The 19,271-nt window shown below is 35.8% G+C and carries 17 protein-coding genes and 1 pseudogene; 14 read left to right on the top strand and 4 right to left on the bottom strand.

Annotated elements, in window-relative coordinates; genetic code table 11:
* Positions 1-128 precede the first annotated feature (128 nt).
* Positions 129-1,210: pseudogene (locus ACZZZI_RS15515) on the bottom strand (IS3 family transposase); the annotation flags it as partial.
* A 186-nt stretch (positions 1,211-1,396) separates the two neighbouring features.
* Between ACZZZI_RS15515 and ACZZZI_RS15520 the strand changes: the two are divergent.
* The 8 genes from ACZZZI_RS15520 to ACZZZI_RS15555 all read left to right on the top strand — a co-directional run bounded on the left by ACZZZI_RS15520 (position 1,397) and on the right by ACZZZI_RS15555 (position 8,611).
* Positions 1,397-2,029: a hypothetical protein gene (locus ACZZZI_RS15520; RefSeq protein ID WP_463489937.1), complete on the top strand. Its 633-nt coding sequence runs from the start codon at positions 1,397-1,399 to the stop codon at positions 2,027-2,029.
* 162 nt (positions 2,030-2,191) lie between these two features.
* Positions 2,192-2,395, top strand: coding sequence for a hypothetical protein (locus tag ACZZZI_RS15525; protein WP_316764914.1), 204 nt, complete (start codon positions 2,192-2,194; stop codon positions 2,393-2,395).
* A 183-nt stretch (positions 2,396-2,578) separates the two neighbouring features.
* A complete protein-coding gene (locus ACZZZI_RS15530; RefSeq protein ID WP_316764916.1) occupies positions 2,579-3,313 on the top strand; it encodes a helix-turn-helix transcriptional regulator in 735 nt (244 codons plus the stop codon).
* 72 nt (positions 3,314-3,385) lie between these two features.
* Positions 3,386-3,919 (top strand): dihydrofolate reductase family protein, encoded by a 534-nt coding sequence (locus tag ACZZZI_RS15535; RefSeq protein ID WP_463489938.1) that lies wholly within the window; start codon positions 3,386-3,388, stop codon positions 3,917-3,919.
* Between the two features lie 274 nt (positions 3,920-4,193).
* Entirely contained in the window at positions 4,194-5,141 is a 948-nt protein-coding gene (mnmL, locus tag ACZZZI_RS15540; RefSeq protein WP_316764920.1) for a tRNA modification radical SAM protein MnmL/YtqA, read from the top strand.
* Positions 5,142-5,486: 345 nt separating this feature from the next.
* Complete coding sequence (locus ACZZZI_RS15545) at positions 5,487-6,890, top strand: ammonium transporter (RefSeq protein ID WP_316764922.1); 1,404 nt, start codon at positions 5,487-5,489, stop codon at positions 6,888-6,890.
* 42 nt (positions 6,891-6,932) lie between these two features.
* Positions 6,933-7,949: a porin gene (locus ACZZZI_RS15550; protein WP_463489939.1), complete on the top strand. Its 1,017-nt coding sequence runs from the start codon at positions 6,933-6,935 to the stop codon at positions 7,947-7,949.
* Positions 7,950-8,035: 86 nt separating this feature from the next.
* Positions 8,036-8,611 (top strand): DUF4468 domain-containing protein, encoded by a 576-nt coding sequence (locus ACZZZI_RS15555; RefSeq protein ID WP_316764926.1) that lies wholly within the window; start codon positions 8,036-8,038, stop codon positions 8,609-8,611.
* A 7-nt stretch (positions 8,612-8,618) separates the two neighbouring features.
* Here ACZZZI_RS15555 and ACZZZI_RS15560 read toward each other — a convergent pair whose 3' ends face one another.
* Together ACZZZI_RS15560 and ACZZZI_RS15565 are read right to left on the bottom strand one after the other, a co-directional pair.
* Positions 8,619-9,086: an SRPBCC family protein gene (locus ACZZZI_RS15560; protein WP_316764928.1), complete on the bottom strand. Its 468-nt coding sequence runs from the start codon at positions 9,084-9,086 to the stop codon at positions 8,619-8,621.
* Between the two features lie 123 nt (positions 9,087-9,209).
* A complete protein-coding gene (locus ACZZZI_RS15565) occupies positions 9,210-9,683 on the bottom strand; it encodes a ribonuclease H-like YkuK family protein (protein WP_316764930.1) in 474 nt (157 codons plus the stop codon).
* A gap of 217 nt (positions 9,684-9,900) precedes the next feature.
* On the opposite strand from ACZZZI_RS15565, the gene ACZZZI_RS15570 reads away from it, so the two are divergent.
* From ACZZZI_RS15570 to ACZZZI_RS15585, 4 genes are all read left to right on the top strand, one after another.
* A complete protein-coding gene (locus tag ACZZZI_RS15570; RefSeq protein ID WP_316764932.1) occupies positions 9,901-10,119 on the top strand; it encodes a hypothetical protein in 219 nt (72 codons plus the stop codon).
* Positions 10,120-10,150: 31 nt separating this feature from the next.
* On the top strand, positions 10,151-11,476 hold the full coding sequence (locus ACZZZI_RS15575; protein WP_463489940.1) for a DEAD/DEAH box helicase: 1,326 nt from the start codon (positions 10,151-10,153) through the stop codon (positions 11,474-11,476).
* Positions 11,477-11,626: 150 nt separating this feature from the next.
* The gene (locus ACZZZI_RS15580) at positions 11,627-11,857 is read left to right on the top strand and encodes a DUF1456 family protein (RefSeq protein WP_123205800.1); all 231 of its coding nucleotides are present in this window, start codon (positions 11,627-11,629) and stop codon (positions 11,855-11,857) included.
* Positions 11,858-11,975: 118 nt separating this feature from the next.
* A complete protein-coding gene (locus ACZZZI_RS15585) occupies positions 11,976-12,680 on the top strand; it encodes an SGNH/GDSL hydrolase family protein (RefSeq protein WP_316764938.1) in 705 nt (234 codons plus the stop codon).
* A gap of 36 nt (positions 12,681-12,716) precedes the next feature.
* On the opposite strand, the gene ettA is transcribed toward ACZZZI_RS15585, so the two are convergent.
* Positions 12,717-14,396, bottom strand: a complete 1,680-nt coding sequence (gene ettA / locus ACZZZI_RS15590) for an energy-dependent translational throttle protein EttA (RefSeq protein WP_316764940.1) — start codon at positions 14,394-14,396, stop codon at positions 12,717-12,719.
* Between the two features lie 471 nt (positions 14,397-14,867).
* Here ettA and ACZZZI_RS15595 point away from each other — a divergent pair, with 471 nt between their 5' ends.
* Together ACZZZI_RS15595 and ACZZZI_RS15600 are read left to right on the top strand one after the other, a co-directional pair.
* Positions 14,868-15,743: an EamA family transporter gene (locus ACZZZI_RS15595; protein WP_463489941.1), complete on the top strand. Its 876-nt coding sequence runs from the start codon at positions 14,868-14,870 to the stop codon at positions 15,741-15,743.
* Positions 15,744-16,609: 866 nt separating this feature from the next.
* Positions 16,610-19,156 (top strand): ATP-dependent Clp protease ATP-binding subunit, encoded by a 2,547-nt coding sequence (locus ACZZZI_RS15600; protein ID WP_316764942.1) that lies wholly within the window; start codon positions 16,610-16,612, stop codon positions 19,154-19,156.
* Positions 19,157-19,271 lie beyond the last annotated feature (115 nt).

Raw genomic sequence — 19,271 nt, forward strand, 5'->3', positions numbered from 1 at the left:
GATGAGTATTTTATCTTTAACGGACTTCAACCCTTCTTTTACAGGCAAAGCAACGATAGTTTACTTTTGTACTCGCAGACAGTGGTACACTGTAAGCTCCCCTGTTTTTCAGACCATTCAAAAGTATAATTTTGTCCTCTAATTTCCTGCAATAGATCTATAGGAGATTTGAAGTTTAATGCCTGGTGTGGTCGATGGTAATTGTAATCCACCATCCATTCTTCCACTTTCTCCCTTACATCATCCAGGGAGTGAAATATGTAGGCATTTAACAATTCTCTTCTGATGCTCCCATTCAATCTTTCAATATATGCGTTCTGTGTTGGCTCTCCTGGCTGGATAAACACCAGTTCAACATTGTTTTCCTTTGCCCATTCATCGAGCTTATGCGAGATGAACTCCGGCCCATTATCCATTCTTATTTTTTTTGGAAGCCCCCTATATTGTTTTAGCTCATCCAAGGCTCTTATAACTCGCAATGCTGGAAGTGAATAATCTATCTCCATAGTAAGCATCTCTCTGTTGTAATCATCAGCGATGTTCAACAACCTAAATTTCCTTCCATTCCAAAGCGCATCACTCATAAAACCCATAGACCATACCTCATTCACCGTTTCTGGCACAAATAAGGGTTTTTTGACTCTTTCCGGCAGCCTCTTCTTTGCCCTGCGCCGGATATTAAGCCTCATTGAGGTATAAATCCTATAAATCTTTTTATGGTTCCATTTAAGCCCTTTTCGACGCAATCGGTAATAACACTGCCAGAAGCCTATGGAAACGTGCTTTTCAACAAGAACTGAAAGCGCATCAACTAATTCACTGTCATCGCGTCGTTTATGTTGATAATAATGTTTGCTTCGGTTCAATCCAACGCATTTACAGGCCTGACGGTGGCTAATCCTTTTTACCATTTCATCCACTAGATCCCTTTTCTCGTCAGGCGTTAAAGCTTTTTTTCTACAGCCTCCTTGAAAACTTCATGCACGAGGCTAAGATTCGCATACATCTTCTTTAAACGTGCATTTTCTTCTTCCAGCGCCTTTAATTTCGATAGTTCTTTGACTTCCATTCCGCCATACCTTTGGCGCCATTTGTAAAAGGCTGCAGTGCTAATTCCTAACTCTCTGCAGAGATCATGAACGTTTTTGCCGCTTTCATGTTCCTTGATTGCTTTTACAATCTGGGATTCCGTAAACTTGATTCTTTTCATATTACCAATTAAAATTAATAGTTTTTCTAATAGCCTCGCTGCGCTCGGTCTAGAATTCTACTTTTAAATGGTCTGAATTTTGGGAAGTGCACACTTCGATTGCCCCACCATCGCAAAGCCCCGAAACGTTAGGTGTAATACAACCGAATACAAACCATATGAATTAAAAACCTTCTACCAATTCTGTTGATTATATTAACGCTCGGTTGTGACAACAGCATTGACAGTTCATTAATTAAGAGCAGAGAAAAGCTAAATTCGCCAAATAATGAATTTACTTTATATCGATATTTCATAGAAAGCTCAATGGCTTTTGGTTCGGGATTTACAGCTATTCAAATTATTCCGTTTAATAAAAACTGCAACTATTCCTCCCGAGATTTCTTAAGGTTCGGAAATAACTATCCGTTTTGGATAAAATGGAAAGATAGAAACACAATTTCGGTTAGATGTCTGGTTCAAGGCGCAGGACTTCAGAAAACTCAACCCTTTAAGCAAGAAGTAAGACAGTGGAAAGATTGGACTATTGAAATAGAATATTTTTCCATGTTTTCATCTGGTTTAGGTGGCGAATACAATTGTACTAAATATTCAGTAGATGGAAATGTAATAGCTCTGAAAACAAACAAAGAATTATTAAAATTTAAAATGGATGACGTCCAGATTTCTATGGATGCCACTAGTATTAATTTAAAACATTTTAAAATCGACTATTTTAATTCGAAATATGGATTATCAATTACTTCTTATAATGTAACTGGTGATTTTGACGAAAATGACTTTATCAAACAACAAGCCTTTATCAAAATACCCGATTAAAAGTACTACACCTAACAACAGGTTTAAGTTAAGCCTCGGGCGAAGTAAGAACACGAAAATTTCATGCCATTTATTTAGATTAGTGCTTTGGGTATTTGGTGCAAGTAATTTTAGGCTCAACTTAAACGTGCAAAACGTTGGCTGTAATTAAATAACGACTCAATGCATAAATTAAAATACTTCATTATTATTGCATGTTTCTCTTTTTTTCTATTAGGTTGCGAAATGCCTAGCGCAGGACAAGAAGGGTTTTATGGGTTTTCAATAATTGACAAACAAGTTTTACAAATTGCCATTTATTTTGACGAAAAGAATGATTTTGATTGGGCAAAAGAAATTTGGAAAAACATAAAGCTAAAAAAATAACGAACGCACAATAAGGGTTTACCTTAGGTGAGGGCTTCGCCGTTTGCAATAGTGGGGCGAACTGCAAAGCTCAACGGCAGTTCTTCGATTCAACTTTTGTACAAAATTGAAGATTTGCACTTCGGTTGCCCACCCTCGCAAAGCCAAAAAATGCTATCGTAACCAACAACACCTCAGAAACCAATGAAGTACAAAAAAATAAAACCTTGCGAAGAATTAGAGCCCTATATTCATTTCTATTGGGAACTGAAAGGAAACGAAGTTGAAAGACAATGGGAACGGGTTTTTCCAGATGGTTGTGCGGGCATTGTAATGAATTTGGGAGATGCTTGTTTGACTGACAACGGATCAACTATAATGGAGTTTGGGAAAACTTATGTAGTTGGAGCAATGACTTCATTTAAAGACAGCTTTATTGATAACGAAACGCATTTAACAGGTGTGTGTCTAAAACCTGCAACCTTTGCAAACTTTTATAGCTATACTTCACAAAATGAGCTGACCAATGATACCGTTGAATTTGAAAAATCTAATTCATTTAATGTTGATAAAACATTAGAAAATCCATTCATTTATTTCGACCATTTTTATTCTGAAAGAATAAAAACAAAAACCAATCAATTACAATCCGTTATTAATGATATTCATTCAACAGGTGGACAAACTGGTATTTACGAGCTATCAAAAAAACATTTCACTACAGTAAGACAATTAGAGCGAAATTTTAAAAAGCTCATCGGACTTTCGCCAAAAGAATATTCAAACATTATTCGTTTTCAGAATGCTTTAAGTTTAATCAAAAAATCAAGTCAAAATGGTAGCTTATTAGATATTGCATTTGAATGTGGCTATTACGACCATTCGCATCTTAGCAATGAAATCAAGCGAAATACTGGTCTCCCACCATCATTACTTTAATTTGTCGCATTTTTACAAAGTGCAACTTGTTGTTAAAAAGTATTTTTGCGTAACCATTAAAATTTAAAACAGATGCGAAAAATATCACTTTTTATTGCAACAAGTTTAGACGGCTACATTGCAAAACCAAACAACGACCTTAGTTTCTTGAAACTTGTTGAAAAGGAAGGCGAAGACTATGGCTATGCAGAATTTACGGACACGATTGATACATTTATTATTGGTAGAAAAACCTATGATTATGTGCTTAAAGAAATTGGCTCATCTCACTACGACAATGGAAAACGAGATGTTTATGTGATTACAAGGACTGAAAGGCCGCAGATAGGCAGAACCATTTTTTATACAGGAAACATAACTGAATTGGTTAAACAATTAAAGGCAGAAGAAGGAAAAAATATTTACTGCGATGGTGGGGCAGAAGTAATAAATGAACTATTGAAATACGATTTAATAGACGAGATAATAATTTCGGTTATACCAGTTTTATTAGGCAACGGAACAAGACTTTTTAAAGATGGAAGACCTGAGCAAATACTTGAATTCATCGAGGTCAAAGCATTTGAAACAGGCTTAACGCAACTTTATTATAGGCGTAAAAAATAAACAGAAAAGCGCCAGCGAGGGTTTATCCTCAATGAGGGCTTCGCCGTTTGCAGTGGTGAGGTGAAATTGCAAAATTCAACAGCAGTTCTTCGATTACCCAAACATCGCACAACCCCAATAAATTCAATATACGAAAATCATAGTTAATAAGTAAGTAAACCTAGTTCTTGATAAGTGAACATCGAGCTAATATTAATAAGGCATTTGTAATCTTGATATAAGTCTTTTTGCTTGATACTCAAATCTCGATAGTTATTGTGTATTTTTGCAGCCAATGGGAACACAGGTTGATTTAGGAATAAAAGGATATAAAAATTACGGCACGCATTTGCGTGAGAAGTATAATGGGCAAAGGGTTTTTAAAACTATTGTTGATGGCGGATTTACATGTCCGAATCGTGATGGGAGTAAAGGTTATGGCGGATGTACTTATTGTAATGTAGATTCTTTTACGCCAGAAATTTCTCGAAAAATGCCTACAATCCGCGAACAGCTTGAAAAAGGTATGGAGCGTGGAAAGAATTTTTATAAGGCAGATAAGTTTATAGTTTATTTTCAGCCCAATACCAATACCTATGCACCTGTACATTATTTAAAGATGATGTATGATGAGGCACTTTCTGTTAATCCAGAAGATGTAGTTGGTTTTTCAGTAGGTACCCGACCAGATTGTATCGATGCAGAAAAAGTTGCTTTGTTAGAAAGTTACACCGATCGGTATGATGTTGATTTGGAAATGGGAATGGAGTCGATTTACGATGAAACCCTTAATCAAATTAACAGAGGCTGCAGTCATGGTGAGTTTGTGGAGGCTGTAAAGCTTTTAGAAAACAGCAAGCTTGACTTATGTGTGCATACAATTTTCGGTTTCCCTTGGGAAACAAAAGAAATGATGTTGGGTTACATTCACGAAATTAACCGCTTTCCTCAAATCAAATTTGTAAAGTTTCATCATTTACATATTGTAGAAGGCTCGATTATGGGTGTTAAATACAAAAAAGAACCGTTTAAGCTTTTTACTTTAGAGGAATATACTGATCTGCTTTGCGAGTTAATTCCATTATTGCGCCCAGATATTGTAATACAAAGACTTTTTGGTATTTCTGACTGGGATTTATTAATTGCGCCAAACTGGGGGCTTAATAAATCGTCAATTCAAACCTATATTGATAAAGAAATTGAAAAAAGAGGCGTTGTTCAAGGTTCAGCATATTTTAGCTAAAAAATTAAAATTTAATATAATTTCGATAGAATCTCATGAAATTTCATGAGATTTTTTGTTTTTATGAAGTTTTGAATGCTAATTTCTCATAAAATATAGGTAAAATAATACAATTGTATTGTATTTGGTTATTTTGTTTTTGGTAAAAAGAGTTGTTCATAACTCAGCTTTTTTTAATTAATTTCAATTATTGATCTATTTTTTGTTCTGTTTTATAAAAATTCCCTGTTTTTGTTAAAATATTTAATGTTGGTGGTGTAAAAAGTACAATATGTTGTACTTTTATTGAAATAATTTTAGTTATTTCTATTATTTAATCAACCAAACAAAATAAAACTTAAAACTATGGGTAAAATTTTAGTTAAACAGTATGCTCCATTTGTGATCTTGATGATTTTCGCAATTTTGGCACTATTTGTTCCATTACTTCCAAATTTTGATGAAGGAAAGTACAGTGGGCCAGACATGGCATTTATTTTAATTGCTGCGGCACTTGTATTTTTAATGACACCAGGACTTGCATTTTTCTATGGTGGTATGGTTCATCGTAAAAATGTTCTTTCTACTATGATTAAAAGTGTTGTAGCTGCGGGCGTAATTACGGTTCTATGGACTGTTGTAGGCTTCAGTTTAGCTTTTGGCGATACTATAGGTGGTTTTATAGGAAATCCTTCGACATTTTTATTTTTTAAAGGTGTAAATTCAGGCGCACCACACCTTCAAGGAGGATCGGACTTAACTATTCCGCTTTCTTTGTTTGCTGTGTTTCAATTAATGTTTGCAATTATTACACCTGGTTTAGTAGTAGGTGCAGTAGCAGAGCGTATCCGTTTTACCTCTTACATTTTATTTATTGTTTTATTCGCCATATTCGTTTACTCACCATTGGCACACTGGACCTGGCATCCACAAGGTTTCTTGTTTAAAATGGGTGTTTTAGATTTTGCAGGCGGTACAGTAGTTCACATTTCTGCTGGTATGGCGGCTTTAGCTGGTGCGCTAGTGTTAAAACGTAGAAAATCTCACCTGGAGCATAAAGAAGTTCCACCTGCTAATATTCCTTACGTATTAATTGGTACAGGTTTATTATGGTTTGGCTGGTTCGGATTTAATGCGGGTTCTGCATTGGGTGCAAATAGTTTAGCTGTTTCTGCTTTCTTAACTACCAATACGGCTGCAGGTGCGGCAGGTTTATCTTGGATGTTTTTTGATGTTGCAAGAGGTAAAAAACCTTCGGTTCTTGGTTTTTGTATCGGTGCCGTTGTTGGTCTTGTTGCCATTACGCCTGGTGCTGGTTTTGTAAGTATTCCTTCTAGTATATTTATTGGTGCTATTGCGGCAGTAGTTTCAAATCTTGTTGTTTCATGGAAACAAAAAACAAGCTTAGATGATACTTTAGATGTATTTCCTTGTCATGGTGTAGGTGGTATTGTTGGTATGTTGTTAACTGGTGTTTTTGCTACCAAAACGGTAAATGCTGCTGGTGCCGATGGTTTGTTTTACGGTAACCCTGCATTCTTTGTAACACAGTTAAAAGGTGCTGTAATTGTAATCATCTTTAGTTTTGTTGTATCATTCGTAATTTTCAAACTAGTCAACTTAATCAACCCAATCAGAGTATCTGATGAGGAAGAGGAAATTGGTCTTGATGCATCTCAACATGATGAAAAATATTCTCAAGGTACCTTGTTAGTGGATGAAAGAGCAGCTTATGTTGCATCTAATAGTCCTGTTCAGGAAGCCCTTTAGGAACAAGTAATTTATATCTAAACCCATTTCATAAGCTCAAACATGAAGAAATTTTTAACCGCTATATTTAGTATAGCAAGCACTACGTGTGCCCTGGCGCAAGAGGCGCCAACGTCTCCACTTGAATTTTCAGGTTCTGTAGATACCTATTATAAATATGATTTTGCTAAAAGATCTAATATTCCGACATCATTCGTTTCTGACCATAATTCAGTTTCTCTAGGGATGATCGATTTGGTTTTAAAGAAAAAAACAGGAAAAGCATCGTTTGTTGGTGAAATTTCATTCGGTCCCCGTGGTCAAACACAATCTCTTCCAGATGCTGCCGCTGGAGGTTCATCATTCCACATTCAGAATTTATATGTGAATTATGATTTTTCGGATAAGTTTTCAATGACTGCAGGTTACATGGGAACATTTATTGGCTATGAGGTGATCTCGCCAGTTGGAAACTTTAACTATTCAACTTCATACTTATTTACAAATGGTCCGTTCCAGAATGCAGGTATTAAAGCAACCTATAAATTCTCTGATAAAGTGAGTTTAATGGCTGGTTTATTTAACGATTGGAATGTTTACAGTGCAACCCGAGGTGTTTCGAGCATTGGCGGTCAGTTAATGATTTCGCCTGTTGAAGGCTGGACGGCATACTTAAATGTATTATCTGGAGCAGATCCTTATGGTTACGGTACAATCGAAGATTTAACAACTTCATATCAAATTACGAAATCTTTTAAATTGGGTTTAAATGCAGCTAATTACGATATGGCTGATGATGCAGGCGGTTACGCAGGCGTTGCTTTGTATCCTCAGATTGCTGTTGCCGAAGCAGTAACTTTAGGTTTAAGAGGTGAGTATTTCAAAACAAAGGATGTTGGAGCGGTGCAAGGCACATCTTACACGGGCTTAACGCTTACAGCTAATATTAAATCAGGCGGTTTAACTTTTATTCCTGAGGTGAGATTAGATCACAATGGTGATAAACCATTCTTTAATAAAACAGGAGGTGCTGCGCTTAATGCAGGTCAGTTCTCTTTAGCAGCTGTTTACGCTTTTTAAGAAATAATTAATTTCGAAAACTAGCCTCTGGCTTTTAAGCCAGAGGCTTTTTATTACCTTTATTTTTTTAGTAAATATTTGCCAATATGAAATACAGTTTGATTTTATTATTAACGATTGCTTCATTAAATGTTGTTGCCCAGCAAAAGCAATTTCCATTAGATGATAATGGTAAATATATTTACTATGAGGTTGTGGATACGAAAACAACCAATAAAGATAGCTTGATGTTAAGAGCTGCCTCTTTTTTTAATCTTTATAAAAAATCGATCAACACAGAAAGCACAACCGATACCTCAATGCTTGCTAGGGGTAAAATGATAATAGATAAAACAATCTTAGTGGCAGGACACCCAAGCGGAGAGGTGAATTACAAGTTCAGCTTCGAAGCAAGGGATAAAAAATATAGGTTCTGGTTAAGCGAATTTGAGTACATTCCATACGGACGTGATCGATATGGTAATTACGTTGCAACTACCAAAATTGCAACCCCCTTAGAAAAAACGCCAGGCAAACTAAATGCTGGCGAATGGAAGGATATTGTTGAGGCTACTTATGCAAAGGCAGCTAAGCTTGCTGAAAATTTTAAGAAAGCACTTGCGACTAACCTTACGGAGAAACCGAAAAAAAAGGCGGAAACAATATCGACTAAAAAATGGTAGCCAGGATTTAGAGCCTGCCAAATAAGGCTTCTACTTTTTTATATCTGAAATTAAATATTCCATTTATTTTATTGTTTACAATAATACTATTGGCAATAGATCCAATTGGACCCCAACCAATGGCATAGTGTAAAATATCGTGCATCAAAACACCACTATCAATGGCTTCGAAATGATGATTGTGGTGCCAAAAAGCAAATGGACCAAATCGCTGCTCATCAATAAAATATTCTTTATCCTTTACATGGGTGATTTCTGTCATCCAGTTTAATTTGATCCCCAATAAAGGTGCAACCTTATAGGTAATAATCATACCAGGGTACATTTTTGCATCTTTTGAAATGGGTGAAGTCACATCAAAAGTCATATCATCTGGTGTAATTTCAGATAAGTTAAGTGGTGATGAAAAGAAGTTCCAGGCTGTATCTAAATCAACTGGTATTTTTTGCGAGAATTCTAAACGATAAGTTTTCAAATTATAAATTTAAAACACAACAGCCGAAAAGCTATTTTGTTGTTTTTATTTTAAAATGAAAAAGGAGTATCTCTTCCATTATAAGTTAATGTTTTAAAGATACTCCATAATATGTTTAAATAGTTAATGCACCATTTTATCGGCGCAGGTGGAGCTTGCAAAAGCTTCGGGTTTGGCTTTGAAAATAAAGCCCATGCTTAAGATATAGCCCATTGCATCGTTCAAAGCTTTATTCGATTTAAATGATGGATTGGTGTTGATATCTGCATGTACTTCGAGGGCTACATCATAGATATCGAGCAAGTCGCAAATGGAATAGGCTGTTTCAATAGACTTTTGCACCTCCATTAACATTCTTTCCTTAATACTTACCTGTTGATTTGACTTTTCCTGGTGGATGTACATAAAACCACCATGATGTTCTCTTAGTAATACGATTACAGTCGCAAAATCGGTTATTAAACCCTTAACCTGCGAATCGGTTCCGATACAGACTTTAAGTTTGTATCCATTTTCTGTTTCTCTGATAATTGCTTGTTCAATTTCTTCCAGGATAGAAGATTGGATTACTTCGCCACTAAATTTTTTCCATGTCATACATTGTTTTTTTTGAGGTTAACAAATGGTAATCAGGTTTTTATAAAAATAAGTGCTAAAAATTAAATCCTTGTTAAGTCGGTATTGTTTATTTGCTAACAAAAACTTAGTTATCAACAGGTTAAATGTAATTTGTTGGTTATTTTGGTGTTTTTTACAACAATTTCAGTTTACTAAACGTTACATTTACTATTAGTTAACCAAATCGTTTTTTATTATGAAAGCTGAATTAATCCAGGAACTTCAATTATTACAACAAAGTCGTGCTAATAAATTTGCAGATGAACTTGCAGAAACCATTATTTCATCGGTTGATGCTGTTACTGAGAAAGTTACGAATTCTATGTCGCAAAGAGGCAGAATGTTAATGTTATTAGAAAAAAGATTTAATTTTTCTGTTTTGAAAAGATTAAAAACAAGATTTCTGAAGTTCTAATTAAATCTTCGGTAGATAGCAACAAAGAGAAATGATTATCTTTGGCGTAATGATAGAAAATGCGCTTAAAAGATTAAATATAACTGCCCTTAACGATATGCAAAATGCATCGCTTAAGGCAGCAAAAGCTGGCAAAGATGTTGTTTTAATAGCACCTACGGGTTCGGGTAAAACATTAGCATTTTTATTGCCCTTATTGTCGAACCTCAAAGTCGACATTAAAGGTGTACAAGCGCTTGTTTTGGTGCCATCGCGTGAGCTTGCTTTGCAAATAGAGCAGGTTTTTAAGCAAATGGGCACTTCTTTTAAAGTGAATTGCTGTTATGGCGGCCACGCTGTTCGTATAGAAAAGAACAATCTTGCGCATCCGCCCGCTGTATTAATTGGCACCCCAGGGCGAATTGCCTATCACTTGGAACATCAGAATTTTGATGAATCTTTCGTTGAAACCTTAATTCTTGATGAGTTTGATAAATCGCTTGAGTTTGGCTTTGAACAGGATATGTCGTACATCATCGGTTCTCTTTTATCGTTAAAACAACGAATACTTACTTCTGCAACGAAAATGGAAGAAGTTCCTGCCTTTGTTAAATTAAATAATCCTGTTGAAGTTGATTTTTCTAAAAATGCAGAAGTAAAGCCCGATTTAAAATTAAAAAAGGTTGTTGCGCCAACAGCGGCTGATAAGCTTGATGTTTTATTTAAATTGCTGAGTAAGATTGGAAACAAGAATACCTTAGTTTTCTGTAACCACCGCGAAACGGTTGACCGAATTAGTGATTTGCTTTTTGAACATGGCTTAGAGCACGATGTTTTTCATGGTGGCATGGAACAGTTTGACCGAGAAAAGGCTTTGCTGAAATTTAGAAACGGAAGCCACAAAATCTTAGTTACAACCGATTTGGCGGCCAGAGGCCTTGATATTCCTGAAGTAGAAAACATCGTTCATTACCAACTTCCTTACACAGAAGACGCCTACATTCATCGTAATGGGCGTACCGCGAGAATGAATGCAAAAGGCACTGCTTATGCGGTTTTAAATAATGAGGAGCATTATAAATATCTGCCAGAAAACATTGAAGAAGAAAAGTTAGGCGAAAAATATAAAATGCCTGAAGTTAGTGATTGGCAAACGCTTTATTTGGCTCATGGTAAAAAAGATAAAATAAACAAGATTGATATTGTTGGTTTATTTTTGCAAAAAGGTGGCTTGGATAAAGAAGATCTGGGACTTATCGAGGTAAAAGACACAACAAGTTACATTGCCGTTAAAAGAAATAAAGTTGATAAACTTTTAAAGGTATTAAGCGGCGAAAAAATAAAGGGTAAAAAACTAAAACTCGAAGTAGCAAGTTAGGTTTTTTGTTAAAGGTTAAAGGTTAAAGGTTAAAGGTTAAAGGTTAAAGGTTAAAGGTTAAAGGTTAAAGGTTAAAATAAATTGGGTGACAAGTTAGGTAATTAAGCCTGATATCTGATTATCTAATTATTCAAAATTCATTTATTAAACATGAGTAACAACGATATATTAAAAAAGCTAAGAGTAGCACTTTCTTTAAAAACTGAAGATATTATAACCATTTGTGATTTGGTTGGTTTTAAAGTAACAAAAGCCGAATTAGGCGATATATTTAGAAACGACGACCATGAAAATTTTAAGCCCTGCGGCGATCAGATTTTACGTAATTTCTTAAACGGTTTGGTTATTTATAAAAGAGGCCCAAGAGAAGAGAAAAAATAAATAATTTAACCTCTGTAGATTTTTTAAATCTTGTTAATTCTCAATTTGATTGTCAGGCTGAGTTTATCGCAATAGGTTTTGCATATCATTGATTTGACAAATAGATCTCTATTAAAAAATGAAAATAATATTATCCCTATTTATTCTCGTTACAAGCGTGTGCAGTTTACATGCACAAAATACGAAAGAAGATTTTTCTGATGATTGGGCGGCTTTATCAAAATATAAAAAAGAAAACGAATTAGTTGGTCTTCCTAAAAAGGGGGAGAAGCGTGTGGTGTTTTTAGGGAGTTCTATTTTTGAATTCTGGAAGCAAAAAGATCCAGCGTATTTTAGTAACAATGCTTATCTAGATCGAGGAATTAGCGGACAAATTTCGCCGCAGTTGTTAATCCGTTTCAGGCAGGATGTGATAAATTTAAAGCCTAAGGCTGTAATTATTTTAGCGGGTAGCAATGATCTGGCGGGAAATAAAGGTCACGTTTCGAATGAAACAATTCTCAATAACATTAAATCAATGGCCGAATTGGCAAAAAAAAATCATATAAAAGTTATTCTTTGTAAATATCTGCCAGTTTACGAATACCCTTGGAATAAATCGCTTAAAGGAACAGCAGAGCAAATTATTGCTCTCAATGCAGCTATCGTAGATTACGCTGAATCGAAAAACCTTACCGTTTTAGATTATTTTACCCCTTTGGCTGATGAAAGAAATGGTCAAAAGGCAGAATATACGACAGATGGTGTTCACCCAAATTTGGCTGGCTATAAGGTTATGGAAGTTGTAACCGATGCCGCGATAAAAAAGATTATAGGAAAATAGATAAAAAAAACGCCCGATTCTCATCGGGCGTTTTTTTTAGTTTAATTTTTTGTATCTAATTCGTTTCGGCGCAACATCACCCAGACGTTTCTTTCTGTTTTCTTCGTAATCAGAATAGTTACCTTCAAAGTAATACACTTCAGAATTACCTTCGAAAGCCAAAATGTGCGTACAAATACGGTCTAAGAACCATCTATCGTGACTAATCACAACCGCACAACCTCCAAAGTTTTCTAAAGCTTCTTCCAGCGCACGTAAAGTGTTAACATCGATATCATTGGTAGGCTCATCGAGTAAGAGTACGTTAGCACCTTTCTTTAAAGTAATCGCCAGGTGAACGCGATTACGTTCACCGCCTGACAAAATACCAACTTTTTTCTGTTGATCGCCACCGTTAAAGTTGAATTTAGAAACGTAAGCACGGCCATTTACAGCTTTTGTACCTAACTGAATATTATCTAAACCATCCGTAATATTTTCATATACCGTTTTATCAGCATCTAAATCGTTATGCATTTGATCTACATAACCTAATTCTACGGTTTCACCAACACGGAAAGTTCCGCTATCGGGTTGATCCTGACCAGTAATTAAACGGAACAAAGTAGTTTTACCTGCACCATTCGGACCGATAATGCCTACAATACCTGCTGGTGGAAGGGAGAAGTTTAAGTTATCAAACAGCACCTTATCGCCATAAGCCTTCGTTACGTTAGTAGCTTCAATAACTACATTACCCAAACGCGGTCCTGCAGGAATGAAAAGTTCTAATTTGTCTTCTCTTTCTTTTCCATCCTCCGATGCTAACTTATCGTAGTTGGCTAAACGAGCTTTAGATTTTGCATGACGGGCCTTTGGAGCCATACGCACCCACTCTAACTCCCGTTCTAATGCTTTCTGACGCTTGCTTTCCGTTTTATCTTCTTGCGCTAATCTTTTTGCTTTTTGCTCTAACCAGCTACTGTAATTTCCTTTCCATGGAATACCTTCACCACGGTCGAGTTCTAAAATCCAGCCTGCAACATTATCTAAGAAATATCTATCGTGGGTTACGGCTATAACAGTTCCTTCGTAGTTTTGTAAGAACTGTTCTAACCAATCGATACTTTCAGCATCCAAGTGGTTGGTAGGCTCATCCAATAATAAAACATCAGGTTTTTGAAGCAACAAACGGCACATCGCAACACGGCGACGTTCGCCACCAGATAATACACCGATTTTAGTTTCAGGATCAGGACATCTTAAAGCGTCCATTGCTCTTTCCAACTTCGAATCCAGCTCCCAGGCACCCATTGCATCAATTTTATCTTGCAATTCGCCTTGTCTAGCCATTAATTTATCCATGGCATCGGGGTCAGAATAGTTTTCTTCTAAACCAAAAGCTTCATTAACTTCTTCGTATTCTTTTAAAATTGCAGTTACTTCAGCAACCCCTTCTTCAACAACTTCACGTACAGTTTTTTCAGGGTCAAGAATAGGTTCCTGAGCTAAATATCCAACAGAGAAACCTGGTGAAAAAACAACCTCACCTTGGTAAGATTTGTCTAAACCAGCAATAATTTTAAGTAAAGATGATTTACCAGAGCCGTTTAAACCAACAACGCCAATTTTAGCGCCATAAAAAAATGAAAGGTAAATATTTTTTAAAACCTGTTTTTGTGGTGGGTAAATCTTATTTACACCAGCCATTGAAAATATTATTTTCTCGTCAGACATTGTGAAATTTTTGTTTTTGCAAAGATGCTTAATTTCAAATGAAATGGAAACTTGTTTCGAGAAAGATAAAGAGATTAACGAATTGCCAGGATTTGCGTTTAAATGGATAGGAATATAATAGCGATCCAGATTACGCTAAAAACAGAGCCAATGTAAACCATTTGCATGTTCTGCTTGATGTTTTTCTTTACTAAAGATGCATAAATTAACCAGCCAATAAAGGCTATAAAATATAAAGGAGCAGCAAATAATAGCATATGAGGTAAGTTTATACTCAAATATAAGCTAAATTCTAGTCATTTAAAGAGTAGTTAAATATCTTTTCAGGCTTTTAAAAGCCTCTTTATTATGTTTACTTGCAATGGTTACTATTATAACACCATTTTTGATAGACTGTAACAGTAAATCCATAAATTAAATAAACATTTTAGGCTCATTCAAAAAGATTACTTTTGCAGAAATCCTTAATTGATGACTAAGAATAAAAAAAACCTTTCAATTCCGCCAGTACCTGCTGTCTTACTATCTATTATAAGTGTGCAAGGTGGGGCTGCAATTGCTAAAGGAATTTTTCCAGCTTTGGGCGCTGCATCAACTTCTGCATTAAGGATTGGCTTATCTGCTATCATCTTGTTCATTTATAATAGGCCCAATTTAAAAAAATTAACATCAGCACAATGGAAAGCAGTTGCCCTTTATGGTTTAACATTAGGAGCAATGAATTTGATTTTTTACTTAGCACTAGCCAGAATTCCGCTCGGATTGGGGGTTACACTAGAGTTTATCGGTCCGTTGGTTTTGGCTTTAACAGGTTCGAAGCGCATTTTAGATTATTTGTGGGTAATACTTGCTGCGGCAGGAATTGCATTAATAGCGCCATGGAGTAATAACGGTGTAGATTTAATCGGTGTTTTATTGGCGCTACTGGCTGGAGCTTTCTGGGCTGGCTATATTGTTATGGGTGGCCGCATTTCTAAAATAATGGATGGTGGACAAGCAGTTGCAATAGGCATGTTATTTGCCTCTGCCTTAGTACTTCCTGTAGCCATTTGGGATGGACTTTTATTTAATATAAAACCAGTTTTTTTACTCTCGGGCTTAGCCCTGGCTTTACTATCGAGTGCTATTCCTTTTACCTTAGAAATTAATGCCCTACGGAAAATGCCAGCAAAAACATTTAGCGTTTTAATGAGTTTGGAGCCCGCTGCTGCGGCCTTATCTGGCCTTATATTTTTGCATGAGTATCTTTCGGTTTACGAATGGCTTGCTGTCGGTTTAGTTGTTATTGCCAGTGCAGGGGCTACATTAACAAGTAAAAAACAGGAGCATATTGCTCCAGAATGTTAAGGATCCAACAGATAACCTATACCATTCACAAAAGATTTACCTATCGGCTGGTGTCTCACCCGCCGAAACCCGATAGTTTTACATGCTTGGGTATAGTAACCCGATATAAGTAAAAATACTTTTGTTAATCATTACCTATTGGCTGGTGTCTCACCCGCCGAAACCCGATGGTTTTACATGCTTGGGTATAGTAGCCCGATATAAGTGAAAATACTTTGGTTAATATTTACCTATCGGCTGGTGTCTCACCCGCCGAAACCTGATGGTTTTACATGCTTGGGTATAGTAGCCCGATATAAGTGAAAATACTTTTGTTAATCTTCAAATAAATTCCCTGCCCCATTCACAAAAGATTGCAACGTTAGCGGGACTGGCATTAAATATTAGTAACTACACTGCTTTTCTAAAACAATAGCAACTTTTTAAGGGTTTCTTTCGTATGAATATTTATTTAGGTTAGTAGATTTTCTAAAAGCATATAGATTTTAACGTTGTAATATGTTAAATGATGTCAGCTTGTTTTTATTTTTCTGTCAAAAACTGTAAATTGCATAGTCGAAAAGCAACAATTTGTCAGTAAAATAGCCAGAATAAATCCTTACAATTAGACGACAAATAAGGTAGTTTTAGTTATGCTTTAGACTTTAACTTGTTTTAAAACCCACGAAACAGTTATTACGTAGATATATTTAAGCGAGTAATTATTTGTCTGAATGCTATTCATAGAGTAATTTTTAGGTAGTTAGATATCCGAAAGCCTGTTTATCCACCTATATGGCGCAATTGTTGATAAAATAAACAAAACAGTAAGGTCGCTTTTTATAATTAATTTTATAGTTTAGAGGCGAGCTGTTAAGAAAGGTATTATGGAAGCAAAATTTTCACCACAGGTTAAAGATGTAATCTCTTTTAGTAGGGAGGAAGCTCTCCGTTTAGGGCATGATTACATTGGAACCGAACATTTATTATTAGGCCTCATCCGCGAAGGCGATGGTATGGCAATAAAAATTTTACGATCGTTAGGGGTTGATACCAGTAAATTGCGCCGCTCAATTGAAGATGCCGTTCGCGGTACATCGAGTGTTACCGTAAATTTAGGAAATATACCATTAACCAAACAGGCAGAAAAAGTTTTAAAGATTACTTACTTAGAAGCTAAAATATTTAAAAGCGATTTAATTGGCACCGAGCATTTATTATTGTCGGTTTTGAGAGATGATGATAACATTGCCTCACAAATATTGTTGCAATACGGGGTTACTTATGATGTTTTTAAACAGGAAGTTGAAGTAAATAAAAACGGTTTCAGAGACGATATTTCAAACAGCGCATCGACAGGTGGTGATGATGATTATCGCGAAGAAGAAAGCTTTACAGCGCCTAAAAAGGTTTCTGATATAAAATCTAAAACACCAGTATTAGATAACTTCGGTCGTGATTTAACGAAGGCCGCAGAAGAAGGTCGTTTAGACCCGATTGTTGGCCGCGAAAAAGAAATTGAGCGTGTTTCGCAAATTTTATCTCGTAGAAAAAAGAACAATCCAATTTTAATTGGAGAGCCAGGAGTTGGTAAATCGGCAATTGCAGAAGGTTTAGCCTTGCGTATTGTGCAGCGTAAAGTTTCGCGTGTGCTTTTCGGTAAACGTGTAGTTACTTTAGATTTAGCATCGTTGGTTGCTGGTACAAAATACCGCGGTCAGTTCGAAGAGCGTATGAAAGCTGTAATGAACGAGCTTGAAAAGTCTACTGATGTAATTTTATTTATTGATGAGATTCATACAATCGTTGGCGCAGGTGGCGCATCGGGTTCGCTTGATGCATCGAACATGTTTAAACCAGCTTTAGCGAGAGGAGAAATCCAATGTATTGGTGCAACTACTTTAGATGAGTATCGCCAGTATATCGAAAAAGATGGTGCATTAGACCGTCGTTTCCAAAAAGTAATGGTAGAACCAGCTACTCCTGATGAAACTGTAGAAATTTTAACCAGAATTAAAGATAAATATGAAGAACATCATGGTGTAACTTACACCGATGAAGCGATTCAGGCTTGTGTTACTTTAACTTCTCGTTATATTTCGGATCGTTTCTTGCCAGATAAAGCAATTGATGCATTAGATGAAGCAGGTTCGAGAGTTCACTTAACCAACATTCATGTTCCTCAAAACATTATCGATATCGAAGCTAAAATCGAAGATATTAAGTTAGAGAAAAACAAAGTTGTTCGTAGTCAGAAATATGAAGAAGCGGCCAAACTTCGCGATACAGAGAAAAATTTAATTGAAGAATTAGATAAAGCTAAAGCGGAATGGGAAGCTGAAACTAAAACCAAGCGCTACGAAGTTTCTGAAGATAATGTAGCTGAAGTTGTAGCCATGATGACAGGGATTCCTGTACAACGTGTTGGCCAAACAGATAGCGCTAAGTTATTGAACATGTACGATAAAGTGGCCGAGAAAATTATCGGTCAGGATGATGCGATTAAGAAATTAACCAAAGCCATCCAACGTACCAGAGCAGGTTTAAAAGATCCTAAAAAACCAATTGGTTCATTTATTTTCTTAGGCCCAACTGGTGTTGGTAAAACAGAATTAGCAAAAGAATTAGCTCGTTTCATGTTTGATAGTGATGATTCACTAATTCAGATTGACATGAGTGAATACATGGAGAAATTCGCGGTATCTCGTTTAGTAGGAGCGCCTCCAGGATATGTAGGTTACGAAGAAGGCGGACAATTGACTGAAAAAGTTAGAAGAAAACCTTATGCTGTAATCTTATTGGATGAGATTGAAAAAGCACACCCTGATGTATTTAATATCTTATTGCAAGTTTTAGATGAAGGTCAGTTAACAGATAGTTTAGGTCGTAAAGTAGATTTTAGAAATACGATTATCATTATGACATCTAATATTGGTGCACGCCAATTGAAGGATTTTGGTCAGGGTGTTGGTTTCTCTACTGCAGCAAAAACAAATCAGGCAGATTCTCACAGTCGTGGTGTAATTGAAAGTGCTTTAAAACGTGCTTTTGCGCCAGAGTTTTTAAACCGTGTTGATGATGTAGTTGTATTTAACAGCTTAGGTAAAGATGAAATTTTCAGAATTATCGATATTGAATTAAAAGCTTTATTCGGTCGCGTTCATACATTAGGTTACGAAATCGTATTAACTGAAAATGCTAAAGATTACATCGCTGACAAAGGATTTGATAGTAATTTTGGTGCACGTCCGTTGAAGAGAGCTATTCAGAAATATTTGGAAGATCCAATTGCTGAAGAAATTTTGAAAGGCGAATTAACCGAAGGTGATGTTTTAGAAATTGATTATGATAAAACAACAGAGTTAATTAGCATCGTTCATAAAAAGGGCGAGAAGAAAAAAGAAGAACCTAAAAAAGAAGATTCTTCAAATTAATAAATCGAAAAAGCTTCAGATGAAAATCTGGAGCTTTTTTGCTTAAGGTGGTTATTAATAACTGTATTGGTAAACTTACATTTTTGTAAATAACTGGTTAGTAGTGAGTAATAAG

The organism is Pedobacter sp. AC190, from assembly GCF_979258025.1.

What these genes read in the sequence shown, in the direction of transcription:
- ettA (WP_316764940.1), bottom strand. Translation starts at nt 14,396, where the DNA reads ATGTCTGACGAGAAAATAATATTTTCAATGGCTGGTGTAAATAAGATT.
- ACZZZI_RS15565 (WP_316764930.1), bottom strand. Translation starts at nt 9,683, where the DNA reads ATGACATGGAAAAAATTTAGTGGCGAAGTAATCCAATCTTCTATCCTG.
- ACZZZI_RS15585 (WP_316764938.1), top strand. Translation starts at nt 11,976, where the DNA reads ATGAAAATAATATTATCCCTATTTATTCTCGTTACAAGCGTGTGCAGT.
- ACZZZI_RS15570 (WP_316764932.1), top strand. Translation starts at nt 9,901, where the DNA reads ATGAAAGCTGAATTAATCCAGGAACTTCAATTATTACAACAAAGTCGT.
- ACZZZI_RS15575 (WP_463489940.1), top strand. Translation starts at nt 10,151, where the DNA reads ATGATTATCTTTGGCGTAATGATAGAAAATGCGCTTAAAAGATTAAAT.
- ACZZZI_RS15600 (WP_316764942.1), top strand. Translation starts at nt 16,610, where the DNA reads ATGGAAGCAAAATTTTCACCACAGGTTAAAGATGTAATCTCTTTTAGT.
- ACZZZI_RS15530 (WP_316764916.1), top strand. Translation starts at nt 2,579, where the DNA reads ATGAAGTACAAAAAAATAAAACCTTGCGAAGAATTAGAGCCCTATATT.
- ACZZZI_RS15550 (WP_463489939.1), top strand. Translation starts at nt 6,933, where the DNA reads ATGAAGAAATTTTTAACCGCTATATTTAGTATAGCAAGCACTACGTGT.
- mnmL (WP_316764920.1), top strand. Translation starts at nt 4,194, where the DNA reads ATGGGAACACAGGTTGATTTAGGAATAAAAGGATATAAAAATTACGGC.
- ACZZZI_RS15555 (WP_316764926.1), top strand. Translation starts at nt 8,036, where the DNA reads ATGAAATACAGTTTGATTTTATTATTAACGATTGCTTCATTAAATGTT.
- ACZZZI_RS15595 (WP_463489941.1), top strand. Translation starts at nt 14,868, where the DNA reads ATGACTAAGAATAAAAAAAACCTTTCAATTCCGCCAGTACCTGCTGTC.
- ACZZZI_RS15525 (WP_316764914.1), top strand. Translation starts at nt 2,192, where the DNA reads ATGCATAAATTAAAATACTTCATTATTATTGCATGTTTCTCTTTTTTT.
- ACZZZI_RS15545 (WP_316764922.1), top strand. Translation starts at nt 5,487, where the DNA reads ATGGGTAAAATTTTAGTTAAACAGTATGCTCCATTTGTGATCTTGATG.
- ACZZZI_RS15535 (WP_463489938.1), top strand. Translation starts at nt 3,386, where the DNA reads ATGCGAAAAATATCACTTTTTATTGCAACAAGTTTAGACGGCTACATT.
- ACZZZI_RS15580 (WP_123205800.1), top strand. Translation starts at nt 11,627, where the DNA reads ATGAGTAACAACGATATATTAAAAAAGCTAAGAGTAGCACTTTCTTTA.